Source organism: Methylobacterium sp. 22177, from assembly GCF_052045615.1.
In the GTDB taxonomy this organism is placed as follows: Bacteria; Pseudomonadota; Alphaproteobacteria; order Rhizobiales; family Beijerinckiaceae; genus Methylobacterium; species Methylobacterium radiotolerans.
This window is the reverse complement of record NZ_JBQEPK010000009.1, coordinates 68,949-89,625: the sequence shown is the minus strand read 5'-3', so window position 1 is coordinate 89,625 and position 20,677 is coordinate 68,949. Positions and strand designations below refer to the sequence as shown.

The 20,677-nt window shown below is 71.4% G+C and carries 15 protein-coding genes; 6 read left to right on the top strand and 9 right to left on the bottom strand.

The genetic code is table 11. The annotated features are described in order from the left end of the window. Window positions 1-194: 194 nt before the first annotated feature. The 4 genes from ACTJK8_RS11425 to ACTJK8_RS11410 all read right to left on the bottom strand — a co-directional run bounded on the left by ACTJK8_RS11425 (window position 195) and on the right by ACTJK8_RS11410 (window position 8,880). A complete protein-coding gene (locus ACTJK8_RS11425; protein WP_234740897.1) occupies window positions 195-3,656 on the bottom strand; it encodes an efflux RND transporter permease subunit in 3,462 nt (1,153 codons plus the stop codon). Continuing rightward, window positions 3,653-6,778 (bottom strand): MdtB/MuxB family multidrug efflux RND transporter permease subunit, encoded by a 3,126-nt coding sequence (locus ACTJK8_RS11420; RefSeq protein WP_024828849.1) that lies wholly within the window; start codon window positions 6,776-6,778, stop codon window positions 3,653-3,655. The genes ACTJK8_RS11425 and ACTJK8_RS11420 overlap by 4 nt, the downstream gene beginning before the upstream one ends. A 244-nt stretch (window positions 6,779-7,022) precedes the next feature. Next, on the bottom strand, window positions 7,023-8,405 hold the full coding sequence (locus ACTJK8_RS11415) for an MdtA/MuxA family multidrug efflux RND transporter periplasmic adaptor subunit (RefSeq protein WP_012321239.1): 1,383 nt from the start codon (window positions 8,403-8,405) through the stop codon (window positions 7,023-7,025). Window positions 8,406-8,703: 298 nt separating this feature from the next. Continuing rightward, window positions 8,704-8,880, bottom strand: a complete 177-nt coding sequence (locus ACTJK8_RS11410; RefSeq protein WP_164891353.1) for a hypothetical protein — start codon at window positions 8,878-8,880, stop codon at window positions 8,704-8,706. A gap of 335 nt (window positions 8,881-9,215) precedes the next feature. Between ACTJK8_RS11410 and ACTJK8_RS11405 the strand changes: the two genes are divergently transcribed. The 4 genes from ACTJK8_RS11405 to ACTJK8_RS11390 all read left to right on the top strand — a co-directional run bounded on the left by ACTJK8_RS11405 (window position 9,216) and on the right by ACTJK8_RS11390 (window position 13,260). Further along, a complete protein-coding gene (locus ACTJK8_RS11405; protein WP_174805098.1) occupies window positions 9,216-10,385 on the top strand; it encodes an aminotransferase in 1,170 nt (389 codons plus the stop codon). 129 nt (window positions 10,386-10,514) lie between these two features. Then, on the top strand, window positions 10,515-11,009 hold the full coding sequence (locus ACTJK8_RS11400; RefSeq protein ID WP_012321242.1) for a DUF4112 domain-containing protein: 495 nt from the start codon (window positions 10,515-10,517) through the stop codon (window positions 11,007-11,009). 97 nt (window positions 11,010-11,106) lie between these two features. Beyond that, complete coding sequence (locus tag ACTJK8_RS11395; RefSeq protein WP_024828846.1) at window positions 11,107-12,327, top strand: ABC transporter permease; 1,221 nt, start codon at window positions 11,107-11,109, stop codon at window positions 12,325-12,327. 393 nt (window positions 12,328-12,720) lie between these two features. Next, the gene (locus ACTJK8_RS11390; RefSeq protein ID WP_012321244.1) at window positions 12,721-13,260 is read left to right on the top strand and encodes a MucR family transcriptional regulator; all 540 of its coding nucleotides are present in this window, start codon (window positions 12,721-12,723) and stop codon (window positions 13,258-13,260) included. A gap of 138 nt (window positions 13,261-13,398) precedes the next feature. Here the strand turns inward: ACTJK8_RS11390 and ACTJK8_RS11385 are convergent, their stop codons facing one another. Further along, window positions 13,399-14,832 (bottom strand): FAD-linked oxidase C-terminal domain-containing protein, encoded by a 1,434-nt coding sequence (locus ACTJK8_RS11385; protein ID WP_012321245.1) that lies wholly within the window; start codon window positions 14,830-14,832, stop codon window positions 13,399-13,401. Window positions 14,833-15,048: 216 nt separating this feature from the next. Here ACTJK8_RS11385 and ACTJK8_RS11380 point away from each other — a divergent pair, with 216 nt between their 5' ends. Further along, the gene (locus ACTJK8_RS11380; protein WP_012321246.1) at window positions 15,049-16,074 is read left to right on the top strand and encodes a KpsF/GutQ family sugar-phosphate isomerase; all 1,026 of its coding nucleotides are present in this window, start codon (window positions 15,049-15,051) and stop codon (window positions 16,072-16,074) included. Window positions 16,075-16,164: 90 nt separating this feature from the next. On the opposite strand, the gene ACTJK8_RS11375 is transcribed toward ACTJK8_RS11380, so the two are convergent. From ACTJK8_RS11375 to ACTJK8_RS11365, 3 genes are all read right to left on the bottom strand, one after another. After that, complete coding sequence (locus tag ACTJK8_RS11375; RefSeq protein WP_012321247.1) at window positions 16,165-16,962, bottom strand: SHOCT domain-containing protein; 798 nt, start codon at window positions 16,960-16,962, stop codon at window positions 16,165-16,167. Between the two features lie 145 nt (window positions 16,963-17,107). Continuing rightward, complete coding sequence (locus ACTJK8_RS11370) at window positions 17,108-17,707, bottom strand: nitroreductase family protein (protein WP_012321248.1); 600 nt, start codon at window positions 17,705-17,707, stop codon at window positions 17,108-17,110. A gap of 93 nt (window positions 17,708-17,800) precedes the next feature. Continuing rightward, window positions 17,801-18,868: a GSCFA domain-containing protein gene (locus ACTJK8_RS11365; protein WP_059409034.1), complete on the bottom strand. Its 1,068-nt coding sequence runs from the start codon at window positions 18,866-18,868 to the stop codon at window positions 17,801-17,803. A gap of 74 nt (window positions 18,869-18,942) precedes the next feature. Between ACTJK8_RS11365 and ACTJK8_RS11360 the strand changes: the two genes are divergently transcribed. After that, window positions 18,943-19,977, top strand: a complete 1,035-nt coding sequence (locus tag ACTJK8_RS11360) for a WcbI family polysaccharide biosynthesis putative acetyltransferase (RefSeq protein WP_012321250.1) — start codon at window positions 18,943-18,945, stop codon at window positions 19,975-19,977. A 114-nt stretch (window positions 19,978-20,091) separates the two neighbouring features. Here ACTJK8_RS11360 and ACTJK8_RS11355 read toward each other — a convergent pair whose 3' ends face one another. Then, entirely contained in the window at window positions 20,092-20,496 is a 405-nt protein-coding gene (locus ACTJK8_RS11355) for a response regulator (protein WP_012321251.1), read from the bottom strand. Window positions 20,497-20,677: the final 181 nt, after the last annotated feature.

Below are 20,677 nucleotides of genomic sequence, written 5' to 3'. Positions count from 1 at the left end.
CGCGCCGCCCGCCCCGAACCTCGTCCGGAGGTGCCGAAGCGTGGCGGAGGCCTCGAAAGAGCCTCCCGGCAGGCCGCGCGATCCCCGCAGGCCTCCTTCGAGGCCGCGACGCAGCACCTCGGGACGAGGACGCGGATCGGACGGACCCTCGGGTACGCCCGGGCCCGCGGCTGTTTCACGTGAAACCTTAACCATCACTCTCCGGCCGGCAGCGCCGCTTCTCCGCCCCGCCCGGCGCGCCGACGCCGGTTGAGCACCCTGTGCCGGAGGCGATCGAGGGTGAGGTAGACGACGGGGGTGGTGTAGAGGGTCAGGATCTGGCTCACAATCAGCCCGCCGACGATGGCGATGCCCAGCGGGCGGCGCAGCTCCGCGCCCTCGCCGTTGGCGAGGATCAGCGGCACGGCACCCAGCATGGCGGCCAGCGTCGTCATCATGATCGGCCGGAAGCGCAGGAGACAGGCCTCCCGGATCGCGTCCACGGGATTCGCCGCCCGGGTCCGCTCGGCGTCGATCGCCACGTCGATCATCATGATCGCGTTCTTCTTCACGATGCCGATGAGCAGGAACACCGCGATCAGCGCGATGATGGTGAAGTCGGTGCCCGTCACCAGCAGGGCCAGCACCGCGCCGACGCCGGCCGACGGCAGGGTCGAGAGGATCGTCAGAGGGTGCACGAAGCTCTCGTAGAGGATCCCCAGCACCGCGTAGACCGCCAGGATCGCCGCCAGGATCAGCAGCGGCTGGCGCGACGCGGAGGCGACGTAGTTCTTGGCCGCGCCGGCATACTCGCCGTGGATCGTGGCGGGCAGCTGAAGGGACGCCATGGCCCGGTCGATGGCGGCGGTCGCGTCCGACAGGCTCTTGCCCGGGGCGAGGTTGAACGAGATCGTGGTCGCCACGAACAGGCCCTGATGGCTCACCTGCACGGGGGCGCTGCCGGGCTCGATCCGCGCGAAGGCCGAGAGCGGCACCATCGTCTCCTTGGCGGCCGAGACCGGCGCGCTCGACGAGGCGCCGCCCTTGCTCGCCGCGATGGCGTTCGCGGAGGCGTTGCGGGCCGAGTCGGACGCGATTGCGGCGGCGTTCGAGGCGGTGTCGGCCGTGCTGGCGGAGGCGGCCGCCGCCGCGGCGGCGCCGGAACTCCCGGAGCCGCCCACCGCTCCGGAGCCCGTGGCGACACCGGTCGCGGCGCTCGCCGACGACCCGCTGCCCGGGCTGCTGGTGCCGGTCGCCGCGTTCGTGTTGACGGTCCCGCCCGCCGCCACCGTGCCGGCGACCGCGTTGGTGGTGGCCGAGCCCGGCGCGTTGCCGCCCGAGGTCGAGACGTAGATCTGCTTGAGCGTCTCCGGCGTCTCCAGGTAGCGCGGCGCGATCTCCATCACGACGTGGTACTGGTTCAGCGGGTTGTAGATCGTCGAGACCTGGCGCTGACCGAAGGCGTCGTAGAGGGTGTTGTCGATCTTGTTCGGCGTGATGCCGTAGCGGAACGCGGTCGCCCGGTCGATCACGACCCGGCTCTCCAGACCGCCCTCCTGCTGGTCCGAGGTCACGTCCGCGAAGGTCGGGTCCTTCTGCAGGGCCGCGACCAGCTTCGGGGCGGCGGCGAACAGCTCCTCGGCGGTGTCCCCCTGGAGGGTGTACTGGTACTGGGCGAAGCTCTGGCGGCCGCCCATCTGCAGGTCCTGGCGCGGGAAGACGTAGAGGCGCGCGCCCGCGACCTGCGCGAGCTTCGGCCGCAGCCGCGCCATCACGGCCGAGATCGGCGCCCGCTCGTTGAGCGGCTTCAGGCCGACGAAGACGTTGGCCGAGTTGGTGCCGCGGCCGCCCGTGAAGCCGACGACGCTCTCGACCGCCGGATCCGCCCCGACGATCGCGGTCGCCTGCGTGAGCTTCTTCTCCATCGACTGGAACGAGATGCGCTGGTCGGCCTGGATGCCGCCCATCATCTGCCCGGTATCCTGCTCGGGAAAGAAGCCCTTCGGGACGATGATGTAGAGGTAGACGTTGAGCCCGACCGTGGCGAGCAGGCTCAGCAGGACGAGGCGCGGATGGGCGAGCGCCACCTCCAGCGTCCGCGCGTAGGCGCCGAGCAGCCGGGCGAAGCCGCCCTCCAGGATCCGGATCAGCAGGTTCGGCCGGCGGCCGGCCGGCGGTTCGCCATTGGGACCATGCCCCTCGGCCCGGAGCAGCCGGGCACACATCATCGGCGTGGTCGTGAGCGAGAGCACCAAGGAAATCAGGATCGACAGCGACAGGGTCACCGAAAATTCCTGGAAGATGCGGCCGACGAGGCCGCCCATCAGCAGGATCGGCAGGAACACCGCGATGAGCGACAGGCTCATCGAGATCACCGTGAAGCCGACCTCCCGGGCGCCGATCAGCGCCGCCTGGAGCCGGGGCTTGCCCTCCTCGATGTGGCGCTGGACGTTCTCCAGCACCACGATGGCGTCGTCGACCACGAAGCCGGTGCCGATGATCAGCGCGGTGAGTGACAGGATGTTGAGCGAGTAGCCGAGCAGGTACATCGCCGAGAAGGTGCCGACGATCGAGATCGGCACGGCGACCGCCGGGATCAGCGTGGCCCGCCAGGAGCGCAGGAAGCCGTACACCACCAGGATCACGAGGCCGACCGCCACCAGCAGGGTCTCCTCGGTGGCCGAGAGCGAGGCGCGGATCGTGGCGCTGCGGTCGCCGGTGAGCTTGATGTCGATGCCGCCGGGCAGGGACGCGGTGATCTGCGGCAGGGCCTCCTTCACGGCCCGGATGGTCTCGACCACGTTGGCGCCGGGCTGCTTGTAGACGAACAGCAGCACGCCGGGCTTGCCGTTGACGATGCCGAGGTTGCGCTTGTCCTCGACCCCGTCGAGCACCTGCCCGACATCGGTGAGCTTCACCGCGGCGCCGTTGCGGTAGGCCACGATGATGTCGCGGTAATCGGCGGCCTTGCGGCCCTGGTCGTTGGCGTAGAGCTGGTAGCGGCGGTCGCCCGCGTCGATCTCGCCCTTGGGCGAGTTGGCGTTGGCCGAGGCGAGCGCGGCGCGGATGCCCTCGAGGCCGATGCCGTAGTTGAACAGGGCCGTGGGATCGAGCTCGACCCGCACCGCCGGCAGGGACGAGCCGCCGATATCGACGTTGCCGACGCCCGGCAGCTGCGACAGCTTCTGCTGCACCACGGTGGCGGCGGAATCGTAGACCTGGCCGCGGGTCAGGGTCTCCGAGGTCATGCCGAGGATGATGATCGGCGTGTCGGCGGGGTTGAATTTCCGGTAGGTCGGGTTCTGCCGGAGCGAGGCGGGCAGGTCGGCGCGGGCCGCGTTGATGGCGGCCTGGACGTCGCGGGCCGCGCCGTCGATGTCGCGGTTGAGGCCGAACAGCAGCACGATCCGGGTCGAGCCGAGGGAGTTCGTGGACGTCATCTCGTTGACGTCCGCGATGGCGCCGAGCCGCCGCTCCAAGGGCGCCGCCACCGTGGTCGCCATGGTGTCGGGCGAGGCGCCGGCCATCTGCGCCTGGACGAGGATGACCGGGAAGTCGATCTGCGGCAGCGGCGCCACCGGCAGCTTCAGGAAGGCGAACAGGCCGGCGAGCAGCACGCCGATCGTGAGCAGCGTGGTCGCCACCGGCCGCCGGATGAACGGCTCGGAGATGTTCACGGCAGCGCCTCGCCGCCCGTCAGGTCAGCATCCCGCCGCCCCGAGATCCGCCGCTCCAGCCGGTCGAACGCCAGGTAGATCACCGGCGTCGTGAACAGCGTCAGCACCTGGCTGACGATCAGGCCGCCCGCGATGCAGATGCCGAGCGGCTGGCGCAGCTCCGAGCCGACGCCGGTGCCCAGGATCAGCGGCACCGCGGCGAACAAAGCCGCCAGCGTCGTCATCAGGATCGGCCGGAAGCGTAAGAGGCAGGCCTGGAAGATCGCCTCGCGGGGCTCCAGCCCGTCCTCGCGCTCCGCCTGGAGCGCGAAGTCGATCATCATGATGGCGTTCTTCTTCACGATGCCGATCAGCAGCACGATGCCGATCACCGCGATGATGTCGAGCGACAGCCCGAACAGCATCAGGCCGAGCAGCGCCCCGATGCCCGCCGACGGCAGGGTCGAGAGGATCGTGATCGGGTGGATGAAGCTCTCGTAGAGCACGCCCAGCACGATGTAGACCGTGACGATCGCGGCGAGCACCAGGAACAGCTCGTTGCCGAGCGCCGACTGGAAGGCGAAGACCGAGCCCTGCGGCACCACCCGGAACGAGGGCGGCAGGCCGATCTCGGCCTTGACCCGGTCGATCGCCTCGACCGCCTGGCCGAGCGCCGCGCCGGGCGCGAGGTTGAACGACACGGTGGTGGCCGGGAACTGGCCGAGATGCGAGATCAGCAGCGGCGCCCGCCGCTCGCTGATCCGCGCCACGGCGGAGAGCGGCACCTGCCCGTTGGTCGCCGTGGACGAGGGCAGGTAGATCGCGTCGAGGCTGCGCAGGGTCGTGTGCAGCTTCGGGTCGGCTTCCAGGATCACCCGGTACTGGTTGGACTGGGTGAAGATCGTCGAGATGATCCGCTGCCCGAAGGCGTCGTAGAGGGCGTTGTCGATGGTCGCCGGGGTGATGCCGTAGCGGCCGGCGGTGGGCCGGTCGATGGTCACGTAGGCGGCGAGCCCCTGGCCCTGGTGGTCGCTCGCCACGTCGGTGACCACGGGCGACTTCGCCAGCGCCTCGGTGAAGCGCGGCACCCAGGTCTCGAAATCGTCGATGTTCGGGCTCTCGAGGATCACCTGGTACTGGGTCGCCGAGACCGCGGTGTCGATGGTCAGGTCCTGGACCGGCTGCATGTAGAGCCGCATGCCGGGCTGGTTCGCGGCGGCCGCCGAGATCCGCCGGATGATCGCGCTGGCCGTCGCGCTGCGCTCCTCCCGGGGCTTGAGGTTGATCAGCATCCGGCCGGAATTGAGCGTGACGTTCTGGCCGTCGACGCCGATGAACGAGGACAGGCTCGCCACGTCCGGGTCCTTGAGGACGATCTCGGCCATCCGCTGCTGGCGCTCGGCCATGGCGGCGTAGGAGACCGACTGGTCGGCCTGGGTGATGCCCTGAATCACGCCCGTGTCCTGCACGGGGAAGAAGCCCTTCGGGATCACCGCGAACAGGTAGATCGTGAGCCCGAGCGTGCCGAGCGCCACCAGCAGCGTCAGGCCCTGGTGGTTCAGGACGACCCGCAGGGAGCGGCCGTAGGACTCGATCGTGCCGTCGACGGCGCGCCGGCCGAGGCGGGAGAGGACGCCCTCGCGGCGGCGGTGACCGGCTTCCGGGACGTGCTTCAGGAGCCGCGCGCACAGCATCGGCACCAGCGTCAGCGAGACCACCGCCGAGATGACGATCGTGGCCGCCAGCGTGATGGCGAATTCGTGGAACAGCCGCCCGACCACGTCGCCCATGAACAGGAGCGGGATCAGCACGGCGATCAGCGAGACGGTGAGCGAGATGATGGTGAAGCCGATCTCGCGGGAGCCCTTGAGGGCTGCCTCCAGGGGCGAGTCGCCGGCCTCCACGTGGCGGGCGATGTTCTCGATCACCACGATGGCGTCGTCGACCACGAAGCCGGTGGCGATGGTGAGCGCCATCAGCGACAGGTTGTCGAGGGAGAAGCCGTACAGGTCCATCACCGACAGGGCGCCGACCAGCGACAGGGGCACCGACAGGCTCGGGATCAGGGTCGCCGACAGGCTGCGCAGGAACAGGAAGATCACCAGCACCACGAGGGCGATGGCGAGGCCGAGCTCGAACTGCACGTCCTCCACGGAGGCGCGGATCGTGGTGGTCCGGTCGGTGAGCGGCGCCACCGCCACGGCGGCCGGCAGGCTCGCCTGGAGCTGGGGCAGCAGCGCCTTGATCTTGTCGACGGTCGCGATGACGTTGGCGCCCGGCTGGCGCTGGATGTTGAGGATCACCGCCGGCGTCGCGTCGGCCCAGGCGCCGAGCTTGGTGTTCTCCGGCCCCTCGACCACGTCGGCCACCTCCGAGAGCATCACCGGGGCGCCGTTGCGGTAGGCGATGATCGCCGCGTCGTAGGCCTTCGGGTCGCGGATCTGGTCGTTGGCATTGATCGCGTAGGACTGCTTCGGCCCGTCGATCGTGCCCTTCGGCGTGTTGACGTTGAGGTTGGTGATGGTGGTGCGCAGGTCGTCGATGTTGAGCCCGTAGGCGGCGAGCGCCCGCGCGTTGAACCGCACCCGCACGGCCGGGCGCTGGCCGCCCGAGATGCTCACGAGGCCGACGCCCGCCACCTGGCTGATCTTCTGGGCCAGCCGCGACTCGGCGAGGTCGCGCACCTGGGTGAGCGGCAGGGTCTTCGAGGTCAGCGCCAGCGTCAGCACCGGCGCGTCGGCCGGGTTGACCTTGGCGTAGATCGGCGGCGCCGGCAGGTCGGAGGGCAGGAGGTTGCCGGCGGCGTTGATCGCCGCCTGGACCTGCTGCTCGGCGATGTCGAGCGGCAGGTCCAGGCTGAACTGCAGGGTGATGACCGACGCCCCCGCGGAGGATTGCGAGGTCATCTGGTTGAGGTTGGCGAGCTGGCCGAACTGCCGCTCCAGCGGCGCCGTCACCGAGGAGGTCATCACCTCCGGGCTGGCGCCGGGATAGAAGGTCTGGACCTGGATCGTCGGGTAATCGACCGCCGGCAGCGCCGAGACCGGCAGGTTCAGGTACGACACGCCGCCGACGATCAGGATCGCCAGCATCAAGAGCGTCGTGGCGACCGGGCGGAGGATGAAGAGGCGGGACGGGTTCATGGACGCGCCGCCTTTTTCCCCTCTCCCCACGGGCGGGGAGAGGCCCGCAGGCACCTCGTCGTGCCTGCGGGAAGCGGAGGCGAAACCGCAGCGGCGGTGAGGGGGTGCCGCAGGATGAGGCTCTTACGGCCAAGCCCCCTCACCTTCGGCTGCCGCCTCGCTCCGGCGACGACGAGGTCGCCGGAGCCCTCTCCCCGCGTGCGGGGAGAGGGGGGGAAGCCGCACACGCGCGCGGCCAATCCCCTCACTGCGCCTGACGGCGCCGGTGCCGACGACCGCCCTCCGCTGTCCCCTGCGAATCCGCCGCCGCAGCCTCGGTCGGTGCACCGGGGCGGCCATCAGCCTTCTCGGCAGCCTTCCCGTCGCCCGCAGCCGCCTGTGCGCCCTCGGTGATCCGCACCGGCGCGCCGTCCTTCAGCCGGTCGGTGCCGTCCGTGACGACCCGGTCGCCCGGCTTGAGGCCGGAGACCACCACGGTGGTGGTGCCGTCGGTCTCGCCGGTCTTGATCGGCCGGACCGTGACCTTGCTGTCCCCGTCCATCAGGTAGACGTAGGTGCCGGGCGTGCCCTGGAGCAGGCTGGAATTCGGCACCAGCGTCGCGCCCCGCACCGTGTCGACGGTCAGCTTGGCGTTGACGAACTGGTTCGGGAACAGCTCCTCGTCGGCGTTGTCGAACAGCGCGCGCAGCTTCACTGTGCCGGTGGTCGTGTCGATCTGGTTGTCGACCGTGTCGAGGCGGCCGGTGGCGATCTCGTGGGCGTCGCCGCGGTCGTAGGCCCGCACGGTGAGCTTCGCGCCCGCCCGCACCTGCCGCATCACCCGCGACACGTCGTCCTCCGGCAGGGTGAAGACCACCGAGATCGGGTGGAGCTGGGTCACCACCACGATCGCCGTGGAGGCGGCCGAGATGTAGTTGCCCTGGTCGACCTGGCGCAGGCCGACCCGGCCGTCCACGGGCGACGTGATGTGCGTGTAGGCGATGTTGAGCCTCTGCTGGTCGACGAGCGCCTGGTCGGCCGCGACCGTGCCCTCGTTCTGCTTCACCAGCGCGGCCTGCGTGTCGACGTTCTGCTTCGAGATCGAGTCCTGCCGGTTCAGCGTCTGATAGCGCTGCAGGTCGAGCTTCGAGTTCTGGAGCAGCGCCTGATCGCGGGCGAGCTGGCCCTGATACTGGGCGAGCAGCGCCTCGTAGGGGCGGGCATCGATCCGGGCGAGCTCGTCGCCCGCCTTCACGGTCTGGCCCTCCCGGAACTGCACCTGCGTGAGGTAGCCGCTGATCTGCGACTTCACCGTCACGGTGGCGAGCGGCGTCACGGTGCCGAGGCCCTGCAGCACCACCGGCATGTCGCCAGTCGTGACGCTGGCGATACCCACCGCCTGCGGCATGTCGGAGCCGCCGTGCCGGCCGCCGCGGCCGCCGGTCCGGTGCGCCGTCGCGGGCTCGGCACCCCTGTCGGTGCGGGCCTCGTACCAGCGGTGCCCGATCGCCCCGGCGCCGGCGAGCAGCACCAGGATCACGAGCCAGCGGATCGGCCGGAAGCGCCGCGTCCGGACCTCGCGCGCGGGCGCCTCGCCGGGCTGGTAGGCGCGGGCCGTGTCGGTCCGGATCGGTGAACTCTCGTTCATGCCTGACTAGAGCACAGGACGGTCGTCAGCGCGACCGGCGGCACCCTATCCCTCGCTGTCCAAGCCCCCATGCCGCCTCCGGAACGCCGCGTCCCGGAAGCCCGTCCTGAAGCCGCCCGATCCCGCGGGACCCGGCGGCTCCGATCCCGTGTGCGGGAGCGTAAGCCCATAAAGCTGTCCGGGTCCCGAACGGCTCCTTACCGCGGCGACATGGTCGCCCGCGGCCGGGCCGCGCGCGCACCTCGCGGTACGCTCCACCGGTGCCCGGCCAATGCGCCGTCACTAGGGCGGCGACGTTTCACTCGTGTTGCTGGGTTCCGCCGGACGCGTCCGGTGCAGCATAAGCGCGCAGCACCGCCCGGAACGCGGGATCGACCGGGGTGACGGCCACGGCGCGGCGCAGGCCGAGCCCGAGACCGCCGATCAGCAGCGCCAGGACCAGGCAGCCGAGGAGCGCGCGTGAGGAGGGCGGCATCGTCGTCTCCGGGGGCCGGCGAGCGGTGCGGCCGCCGCCGCACATGCCGAAAGGGCCACCGACCCGCAAGTCGATGGCCCTTCTGGGGACCGGAGCGGCACCCCGCTGACGGGGCGAGGGGGCGAAGCCCCGTCGGCGAGTGCGCCGCTCCGGCCGTGACCCGAACCTACGAGACGGCTGATGAATGTCAATATTCGTCAGCCGTCGGTCGCGCTTCGGCGACCGGGTCTGTGCGAAGGCGCACATTCCGCGACGCGCGACGGCCCTGCGCGGCCATGCTAAGGGCCGGCGATGCCGAGACCCGCCATGCCGACCTCCCCGATCCCCGGCGCCGCATGACGCCCGCCTTCATCAACCCCGTCTTCGACGCGCTGCCCACGACCGTGTTCGAGACCATGTCGCGGCTCGCGCGGGTCCACGGCGCGATCAATCTCGGCCAGGGTTTCCCGGACGATCCCGGGCCGGCGGACGTCCGAGAGCGGGGCGCGCGGGCGCTCCTGGACGGCTGGAACCAGTACCCGCCGATGATGGGCCTGCCGGCCCTGCGCGAGGCGGTCGCCGCGCACTACGCGCGGCACCAGGGGCTCGACCTCGACCCGGAGACCGAGGTGATGGTCACCTCCGGGGCGACCGAGGCCCTGGCCGGCGCGCTCCTGGCGCTGATCGAGCCCGGCGACGAGGTCGTGCTGTTCGCGCCCATGTACGATGCCTACCTGCCCCTGGTCCGGCGGGCGGGCGGCGTTCCGCGGATCGTGCCGCTGCGGCCCCCGGCCTTCCGCCTCGACGAGGCCGCGCTGGCGCAGGCCTTCGGGGCGCGGACCCGGGTCGTGGTGCTGAACAATCCCCTCAACCCGAGCGCCACGCTGTTCGCGCCGGAGGACCTCGACCTGCTCGCCCGCTACTGCCAGCGCTTCGACGTGACCGCCCTCTGCGACGAGGTCTGGGAGCACGTGGTGTTCGACGGCGCGCGCCACAGGCCGCTGATGGCGCTGCCCGGGATGCGGGAGCGGACCGTCAAGATCGGCTCGGCCGGCAAGATCTTCTCGCTCACCGGCTGGAAGGTCGGCTTCGTGATGGCCGAGGCCCGGCTGATGCGCGGGCTCGCCAAGGCGCACCAGTTCCTGACCTTCACCACGCCCCCGAACCTCCAGGAGGCGGTGGCCTACGGGCTGGGCAAGCCGGCCCCGTGGTTCGAGGCGATGCGGGCCGGCTACGCCCGGTCCCGCGACCGGCTCGCGGACGGCCTGCGCGGGCTCGGCTTCACCGTGCTGCCGGCCCAGGCCACGTGGTTCCTCAACGTCGACGTCGCCGCGCTGGGCCACACCGACGACGTGGCCTTCTGCGAGGCCCTCGTCACCCGTCACGGCGTCGCGGCGATCCCCGTGAGCGCCTTCTACCCGGACGCCTCCGTGCGCGGCCTCGTCCGGCTCTGCTTCGCCAAGGACGACGCCACCCTGGATGCGGCGCTCGACCGCATGCGCGGGCTCCCCGGGGCGGCGGCGTGAGAGGCGCCATGGGAGGCGCCATGGGAGACGCCACGACGGGCGGCGCGCGCCGAGCGGGCGCCGTCCTTGCGGGGATCCGGACGGGGGGCCACATCGTTGGGGACGATGGCTTCCCGACGGATCCCGACCATGGACTTCACCCAGGCTGCCCAGTCCGGGCGTTTCGCCCGTGCCGAGACCTTCCCCGGAGGCGGGACCGGCGCCGGAACCCGGCCCCCCTTCCTGTCGGCGGATCTCGGCCGGGAGGCGAGCCTCGCCCGCCTGGAGACGCTGGCCCACCTGATGGACACGGCCTTCGTCATCCCGGGCATCAACCGTCGGGTCGGGTTCGACGCGCTGATCGGCCTCGTGCCGGTGATCGGCGACCTGGCCGGCATGGTGATCTCGTCCTTCATCGTCTACGAGGCGAAGCGCCTCGGGGCGCCGCGCTGGCTGCTGGCCCGGATGGGGCTGAACGTGGCCTTCGACGGGCTGATCGGCGCGGTGCCGGTGGCGGGCGACCTGTTCGACGCCGCCTTCAAGGCCAACCGCCGCAACGTCCGGCTGCTGCGCCGCTGGCTGGAGCGCAGCGGCAACCTGCGTCCCACCGAGATCGACGGCACCGCGATCCGGCTCGACGGCTGAGCGTCCCCGGTCCCCGTCCCGCGGCCGGCCGGTCGCGGGGCCGCCCGGATCACGGGGCGGCGGGCGCGCGCGCGGCGCGGCGCGGGAGGCAGCACGGATGAACGAGGTCACGCGTCCCGGCGACAGCGAGGTCGTGCCCGCGCCGATGCCCGGCGCCCAGCCGCTGGTCCTGCGGCCGGACGAGGGGGCGCCGCCCCCGGTCCCGCCCGAGGCCGCCGGCCGGCGCGCCCGGCTCTCGCCGCTCAACCGGCGGCGCCTCGACAATTTCCGCCGCAACCGGCTCGGCTACGGATCGTTCGTGATCTTCACGATCCTGTTCGTGCTCAGCCTGTTCGCGGAGTTCATCGCCAACGACCGCCCGATCGTGATGTCCTACAAGGGCGAGTGGCTGGTCCCGGTCCTGGTCGACTACCCGGAGGAGAAGTTCGGCGGCTTCCTCGCCACGACCGACTACCGCTCCCCCGAGATTCGCCGGGAGATCGCGGCGAACGGCTGGGCGCTGTGGCCGCCGATCCCGTTCTCGTACGACACGATCAACGAGGACCTGCCGACGCCGTCGCCGTCGCCGCCCACCTGGATGCTCACGGACGCGCAGTGCAAGCCGGTCGCCGAGAAGCTCGGCGGCAGCACCTGCGCGGACATTCCCTGGCACTGGCTCGGCACCGACAACACCACGCGGGACGTGCTCGCGCGGGTGATCTACGGCTTCCGCATCTCGGTCCTGTTCGGGCTGATCCTGGCGGCGGTCTCGTCGGTGATCGGCGTCGTCGCGGGCGCCGTGCAGGGCTATTTCGGCGGCTGGGTCGATCTCGCCTTCCAGCGCTTCATCGAGGTCTGGGGCGGCATCCCGACCCTCTACCTGATCATCATCATCTCGGCCTTCATCGCCCCGGGCTTCTTCGTCCTGCTCGGGATCATGCTGCTGTTCTCCTGGGTCGCGCTGGTGAGCGTGGTGCGGGCCGAGTTCCTGCGGGCGCGGAACTTCGAGTATGTCCGCGCCGCCCGGGCGCTGGGCCTGTCGAACATCCGCATCATGACGGTCCATCTGCTGCCGAATGCCATGGTGGCGACGCTGACCTTCCTGCCGTTCATCCTGAACGGCTCGATCACCACCCTGACCTCGCTCGACTTCCTCGGCTTCGGACTGCCGCCGGGCTCGCCGTCCCTCGGAGAGCTTCTCGCGCAGGGCAAGGACAATCTGACCGCGCCCTGGCTCGGATTGACCGGATTCCTGGTCATCGCCGTGATGTTGAGCCTGCTCGTCTTCGCCGGCGAGGCGGTGCGGGACGCCTTCGACCCGCGCAAGACTTTCGCCTGAGGCCGCGACCGGGTGGCGAAAATGACGCAGGGCCCCACCCGGCCTTCGCACAACTGTACGAAGATTGCGCATTGTCCCGGCACGGCCGGACGGCAACCGTATACGATCGTCTAGAGACGGGCCCCGACTTGGGCGTAAAGGTCTCTGCCGGCTGCGAAAACCCGCTTCGAGGAAGCGACTAGAATTCGCCGGGCGGACACCGATAAAGCCTCTCAGAAGTGTCCCTTAAGTGCCGCCAATGCAACCATACCCTGTAAGCCTCGCCGCGCGATGCAGAGTTAGACTTCTGTCTCATCACAGATAATTGTATGGCGCGGCTTGCATTTTTCGGACGCTGACTTAACTCGCGAACAGTGGGGATCCCATCAGGCATTTGTGCCGAGGAATGAGAGAATGTCAGAAGCTGCGCCGACATCGCAATTGGACTTCATCGAGCGGACCGTGGACGTCGTCGCGGCCTACGTTTCCAACAACTCGCTGCCCTCGGCCGAATTGCCGGCCCTGATCGCGAGCATCCACGAGGCGCTGAACACGATCGGGGCCGGCCCCGCCGCTCCGGCGACCGAGAGCGTCGAGCGGCCAACCCCCGCCCAGATCCGCAAGTCGATCCGCCCCGACGGACTGGTCAGCTTCATCGACGGCAAGTCGTACAAGACGCTGAAGCGCCACCTGACCAAGCACGGTCTCGATCCGCAGACCTACCGCGAGCGCTACGGCCTGCCGGCCGATTACCCGACCACTTCGGCGAACTACTCGGCACAGCGCTCGGCGCTCGCCAAGAGCCTCGGCCTCGGCCAGCCGGGCCGGTCCCCGTCCAGCGACAAGCCCGCCGCCCCCGCCGAGGAGGCGCCCGCCGCCCCCGCGTCCGGCCGCCGCAAGGCCGCGACCGCCGCGACCAAGGCCCGGGCGAGCCGCAAGGTCGAAGCCGCCTGAGCGCGGCCGCGAGGGCCGGACGGGGGCGGATGCGCGGTCGGAGACGGCCGCGCCCGCACCGCTCCGGACGCCTCGGCCGTGCGTCCTGGCCGTGCGTCCTGGCCTGCACCTCGGCCGGACCCCGCCGCGCGGCCCGGTTCAGGCCGCGAGCCGCCCGTCCAGCGGGAACACCTTGGCGGGGTTCAGCATCCAGTCCGGATCGAACACCGCCTTGACCCGCATCTGCTGCTCGAGATCGACCTGGTCGTACTGGAAGCGCATCAGCTCGCGCTTCTCGATCCCGACGCCGTGCTCGCCGGTCAGGCAGCCGCCGACCTCGACGCAGAGCTTCAGGATCTCGTCGCCCGCGGCCTCGGCCTTCTGCAGCTCGCCGGGCCGGTTGATGTCGAACAGGATCAGCGGGTGCAGGTTGCCGTCGCCCGCGTGGAACACGTTGGCGACCCGCAGGCCCTTCTCGGCGCAGATCGCCCCGATCCGCTCCAGCACCGGCCCGAGCTGGCCGGTGGGGATCGTGCCGTCCATGCAGATGTAGTCGGAGATCCGGCCGGTGGCCCCGAAGGCCGACTTGCGCCCCTTCCAGATCGCGGCCGACTCCGCCTCCGAGCGCGAGACGCGCACGCTGGTCGGGCGGAAATCCCGGGCGATCGTCTCGATCCGCGCCAGCATGGCGTCGCACTCGGCGTCCGAGCCCTCGACCTCGATGATCAGCATCGCCTCGGCGTCGCGGGGATAGCCGGCCTGGGCGAAGTCCTCGGTGATGAGGATCGCCTCGCGGTCCATGTACTCGATCGCCACCGGGATGATCCCGGCCGCGATGATCGCCGCGACGCAGTCGCCCGCGTCCTCGACCCTCGAGAAGCCGACCAGCACCGGGCGCGCGCCCTCGGCGGCGCGCAGGATCCGCACGGTCGCCTCGGTGACGATGCCGAGCTGACCCTCCGAGCCGCAGACGAGGCCGAGCAGGTCGTAGCCGCCGCTGTCGAGGTGCTGGCCGCCGATCTCCACGACGGTGCCGTCGTTGAGCACCAGGGTGACGCCGAGCAGGTTGTTGGTGGTCACGCCGTATTTCAGACAGTGCGCGCCGCCGGAATTCATCGCGATGTTGCCGGCGATCGTGCAGGCGAGCTGGCTCGACGGGTCGGGGGCGTAGAAGAAGCCCTCGTGGCTGACCGCCCCGGAGATGGCGAGGTTGGTGATGCCGCTCTGCACCCGGGCGGTGCGGTTGGCGAAGTCCATGTCGAGGACCTTGGTCATCTTGCCGACGCCCAGGATGATCGCGTCGGCCTGCGCGATGGCGCCGCCCGCGAGCGACGTGCCGGCGCCCCGGGGCACGACCCGCACGCCGTTGGCGTGGCAATAGGCCATCACGGCGGAGACCTCCGCGGTGGTGGAGGGCAGGACCACGGCCAGCGGCATCTGCCGGTACGCGGTCAGCCCGTCGGTCTCGAAGGCCCGGCGCTCGTCCTCGCTCACCACCAGCGCCTCCGGTGCCACCAGGGGCGCGAGGCCGGCCAGGATCGCCTCGCGGCGGGCGAGGATCGCGGGATCGGGATCGGGGAAGCGGATGGTCATAGGGCTCGTGCCCTCCTGGGGCCCGCGGCGCGGGACGGTGTGCGGGCAGCATGGACCTCGGCGGCCGCGCCTTCAACCAGAGTGCGGCGCTGCGTCGTCCCCGCGTCACATTTCAACCACGACGGCTGCCTAGCGTCGCCGGAGACGCCTCGCTGCGCCGCTCCCCGATACCGGCCCCCGCTGCCGGATCCGGACGACGGGTCAAGAACGGAACCGATGAACGCTCCCGCCTCCAGCGCCCTGCGCGACGACCGCTACGACGCGCCGTCGGCGCATCTCGCCACCACCCGCGACCTCGGGATCCGCAGCCTCCAGCTCGGCATCGCGGCCTTGCAGGAGGCGAGCGTGGCCTTCCAGGGCCGGCTCGGCGCGGCCTTCGAGGAGGCGGTGCAGACGATCCTGCAGAGCAAGGGCCGCGTCATCGTGAGCGGCATCGGCAAGAGCGGCCATGTGGGCCGCAAGATCGCCGCGACGCTGGCCTCCACCGGCACCCACGCCTTCTTCGTCCACCCGACCGAGGCGAGCCACGGCGACCTCGGGATGATCGCCCGGGACGACGTCATCATCGCGCTGTCGTGGTCGGGGGAGACCGCGGAACTGTCCGACCTCGTCGGCTTCAGCCGCCGGTTCTCGATCCCCCTGGTGGCGATCACCCGCAACGGCGAGAGCACCCTCGGCAAGGCCGCCGACGTGCTGCTGGAGCTGCCCCGCGTGCGGGAATCCTGCCCCCACGACCTCGCGCCGACCTCCTCCAGCCTGATCCAGCTGGCGCTGGGCGACGCCCTGGCGGTGGCGCTGCTGGAGCGGCGCGGCTTCACCTCGGCGCGCTTCCACACCCTGCATCCGGGCGGCACCCTCGCGGCCCGCCTCAGGACCGTGCAGCAGGTGATGCACGGCCCCCAGGACATGCCGCTGGTCCACGAGACCGCGCTCATGTCCGAGGTGCTGATCGAGATCGCGGCGCGGCGCTACGGCTGCGTCGGCGTCACGGACGCGGCCGGCCGCCTCGTCGGCATCGTCACGGACGGCGACCTGCGCCGCCACATGGGTCCGGCGCTCCTCGACACGCCGGTCTCGACGGTCATGACCCGGGACCCGGTGACGGTGGAGCCCCACAAGCTCGCCCAGGCCGCGCTGGAGCTGATGAACCGCCGGCTGATCACGGCGGTCTTCGCCGTCACGGACGGACGGCCCGTGGGCATCGTGCACGTCCACGACCTGCTCCGCGTCGGCATCGTCTGAGGCCGTCCGGAACCGGCAGGCCCGACCCTCGCCCTTGGCGGTCCCGGGCGCGCCGGGACGGGGACGGAGGGTCGGACGAGCGGGCGCCGGTCACAGCCGCGCCAGCAGCTCCGCCTTCTTGGTCGCGAATTCCGCCTCGGTGAGCACGCCGCGCGCGTGCAGGTCGGCCAGCCGCTCGATGGTCGCGAGAACGTCGTCCGCGGATGACCGGTCCGGCGCGGCCGAAGGGGCGGGCGACGGGGCAGGCGAAGAGATAGGCGACGCGGCGCTCGCCGGGATCCCGGCCGGGTCCGCTTGGCGCGGCGCGGCGACCTCCGCCTCGATCCGGCGCAGGCGGTCGAGGGCGACGGCCCCGGCCGGTCCCGTGAAGCCGAGGCTGCCGTTCGCCTGAGAGACGCCGGTGATGCGGTGCTCGCCGGTGTCGTAGAGCGCGATCCCGGACCCCGCGTCGACGGCGAGCCGCCGTCTGTCGGGGAAATAGGCGTAGCGCAGCCCGTTCTGCGCGCCGGTGCTCGCCGGATCCCCGAGGCCGGCCGGCCACCACTCGCCGCCGCCCCGGCGCGCCGCGGGCGCGGCCTCCGAGAAGCCGCCCGCCGGGAGCGCCCCGGCCAATTCGGTGCAGAGCGCGTCGACCCGCGCCTTCAGCGCGTCGTCGAACATCCGGCCGACCATCACCATCCCGCCGGAAAACCACTGCCCCATCCCGCCGAGATCGGGATGGTCGAACTGCGCCATCGTGCCGTGGCCGCGCTCCAGGGCCCGGATCAGGTGGCGCACCGCGTCCAGGCCGACCCCGTGGCGGTCGGCGACGGCCTGCAGCCCGGAGACGGAGTCGAACGGCCCGTCGTCCCGGAAGGGATCGGACGCGGCGGTGTCGGACGGATCCATGAGCCAGCTCCCGAAGCGTCGGAGGGTGGACAGGAGGCGCGCGGCGCCGGCCCCCGGCCCGGGCCCGAGGGCGGGCGCCCCCGGGCCTGCGACGGCGTCGCGATGCGGAGCCAATCGCCGGTCGTGCAAGCGGGTTCCGGCCGTCTCAGCCGGCGGCCGGCGGGAACGGTCCCGCGATGGTGAAGTCGGTGATCGGCCGGCGGCCGTTCGGGGTCTCGCGGGGCCGCTGCTCCTCGGTGAGGTCCGCCTCCGGGATCTTGCGGCCGACCGCGAAGGCGGCCTCGATCCGGTGGTTCTCGGGCAGGCGCAGCACCGCGGGGGCGCGGACATGGTCGAACCCGACCATGCCGTGGGCGTGCCAGCCCTGGTGGATCGCCTGGAGCTGGAAGGCCAGCGAGGCGGTGCCGGCGTCGAAGGAGTGGCTGTAGGAGGGCTTGAGCTCGTCGCCGACCTTCATGAGCCCGTTCGAGACCAGGAACAGGATCGCGCCGGTGCCGGACACCCATTTCTGATTGCCCGGCACCAGGAGGTCGAAGAACGTGTCCCAGTGGGCGTCGCCCCGGAGCGCGTAGAGGAAGCGCCAGGGCTGCGAGTTGTAGGCGGAGGGCGACCAGCGCGCCGCCTCGATCATCCGCATCAGCTCGGATTCGGGCACGGCCTCGCCCGTGAAGGCGCGGGGCGAGTGCCGCTTCACGAAGACCGGATCGATGTCGTGGTCGGCGCGGCGGGGCGGGGGCAGGCTCAAGGGACTCGTCTCCGGAAGGGCGCGGGCGCCCGGGCGGCCGAGACTGCCCGAAACGCCCGGCCGGAGGCAAACCCCACGCCACGCTAGGCCCTGTCAGGCCACGCTGCGCTCGATCTCCTCCTCGTCGCAGATCACGCCGGCATTGCCCTCGAACTCCGCGGCGAGGTCCACCGGTGCGTGGGTCGGGGCGGGGGACACCCGGTCGCGCGCGAAGGTCGCCAGGAACAGGCGCATCACGTGGCGCACGCCCGCGTCGTTGATGGTGCGCTGGTCCTCGTTGTAGTAGCGCCCGGCATTCACGTTGCTCGTGACGATGTCGTAGGCGGGAAAGTAGACCGCCCGCGGGTCGCCCCGGCCGACCACCTCGCCGGCCGCCACCCGCAGCACCGACTTGGAGTAGCTGTTCGACTCCATCACGTGCCGGTCCATGTAGGTGGCGATCATCGGCACCGGCGAGACCGTGAAGATCACCCGCGCCTTCGGGTTCACGCTCCAGAGCCGGTCGAGGAAGCCGTTGAGGTCGCCCAGAACCTCGGCCGCGCCGGCGTTGACGCACTCGTAGAGGTCCGGATCGAAGGTGCCGCCCGCGACCCCGGGGGCGAGCGGCAGCGCCGCGCCGTCGGCCCGCCAGCGCCAGCCTTCCGTGAGGCCGAGGGTCAGCACGAACACGTCCAGCGTCTCGAACAGGCGGCGCACCTCGGCGAGGTGCGCGTCGCGCGCCGCGACCACCTCGGCCTCGCTGGCGAAGCCCGCCGGCTCGACCGTGGGGCGGAACGGGTCGACGTAGCGGCCGTCGTCGCGCAGCCACGCCTTCAGCTCCGGCTCGAACTTGCCGTAGGCCCGGTCGAACAGCTGCACGAACTGGCGCGTGTAGTAGAGGTTGCCGTAGCGCGCCGAGAACGTGCCGAACTGGCGGGCATTGGCCTCCTCGGCGCTCATGCCGGGGGTCGGCGGCTCGGTCAGGTAGTAGTTGAACCCGGCGCCGCGCACCGCCTCGGCCACCCGCTGCGCGAAGCAGGAGCCGCCGGTGGCGACCTTGTCGGTCGGCCCGATCACGAACGTGTCCTTCGGGTGCGGATTGACCGCGAAGGGCGGCACGTTGGTGACGACCTTGCGCCAGAATCGCTCGGCCGGTAGACCCGTATACGGATTCAACGCCATCTTCGAACCCTCTTCTTCACGACGGCGACAGGCCCTCGGGGGCGCTGTTCCGTCCGCTGACACCGGCACGCGACGTGGCCCTGAACGACCTGCCCCGGCGCGCCCGCAGCGCGTTCACCCGCTCGACACCCAGTTGGGCCCCCACCTGGGCGACACCATGGCGGAACCGCGCCCGCGCCGCCACGACCCGCGACGGGCCGAGCATCGCGGTGCTGGGCAATTGCCAGGCGCGGGGCATCGCCCGGGCCATGCGCCTGCTCGCGCCGAAGAGCCCGGTCCGCTACCTGCCCATGGGCTCGCTGAAGCGCGACCACGGCCACGTCGACGGCCTGATCCGGACCCTGCGCGCCCACGACCACGTCTTCTCGCAGGCCTTCCCGGCCGGGCTGATCCCGGGCGGCGACGCCGCCACTGTGCGGGCGGCCGACCCGCGGCTCAAGCTGTTCCCGTCGATCGTGTTCTCGGCCTTCCACCCGGACATGGTCTATGTCGGGCAGGCCTCGGACCTCGCCGCCCTCAAGCTGACGCCGTCGCCGCTCGGCCAGTACCACTCGGCGATCGTCCTCACCGCCCACCGGCTCGGCCTCGACGCTGGCCGCACCGCGACCCTGTTCCGCGAGGACGTGTTCGCCCGCCTGGGCTACCTCGACCACTGGGACCCGGCCGTGCGCGAGCTCGTCGGCGCGGCCGACGCCCTGGGTTTCGGGCTGGAGCGCGAGGTGACCCGCTGGGCGCGCCGCGGCGCCTTCATGCACCTGATGAACCATCCCAAGGTCCACGTCCTCGGCGACATCGCCCGGCGGCTGCTGCGGGAGAACGGGCTCACGCCCGAGCCCGTGGAGATCGAGGATTACCTCGGCGACGAGCTGGCCCAGGACGTGGTCTGGCCGATCTACCCGCCCATCGCCGAGCATTTCGGCCTGACCGGCTCGTACCTGTTCAAGACCAAGCCGCGGGGCGACGACTTCCCGGTGCTCTACGACCTCACGGGCTTCATCGCGGCGAGCTTCGCCCTCTACGACGCGATGCCCCCCGGGGATCTCGCCTGCCCGCGGGTCGAGGCGTGGCTCGCCGCGCCGGAGATCGTCGCGCTGTTCCGGGGCGGCTGAGGCCGCCCCCCCGGAGCCGAGGTGTCCAGCCGGGGCGTCCAGCCGGCCGAGCGCGCGCCGCCCGGGGTGGCTTCGCCGCGCGCGACGACGGTCCGGGTCGGAAGGATCCGTGACTCAGCCCGCCGCGCAGAGCCGGCTGTCGGCGCCGGCCTCGCCGAGGCCCTCGACCATCATCCGGACCAGGCGGTTGACCTCCTGCATCTGGAAGGGCTTGCGCAGGAACAGGCTGCCCGGCACGCCGCTGCGGCCGTGCGTGTCCGTCGAGGTGTAGACCACCGGCCGGTCCGGATGGATCGCCCGGAAGGCGTGGGCCACCGTCCAGCCGTCGATCAGCCCGGGCAGGTGGATGTCGGTGAACAGCCAGTCGATCGCGCCGCCCCGCTCGCGCAGGACGGTCAGCGCGGCCTCGCCCGTGGAGGCCTCGATCACCCGGATGCCGTGCGTCTCGCACAGGCTCGCGACGATCTCGAGGAGCAGGTAGCTGTCCTCGACGATGAGGACGCTCTGGGCGGGGCGCATGCGGGAGGTCCGGTGTTCGGCCCGCCGATAAGGGAGCGATAGGGTTGAGGATCTCTTAAAGCCCGGCGCGGACCCGTCACCGGGCGGAGGCCCGGCGCCTGTTGCAGCGCCGCAACCGGGGCGGCCGAAATGCCGCGTCGCGGCCCGCCGCCCCGCCGCCGCCGCATTCCGGGCGCGTCCC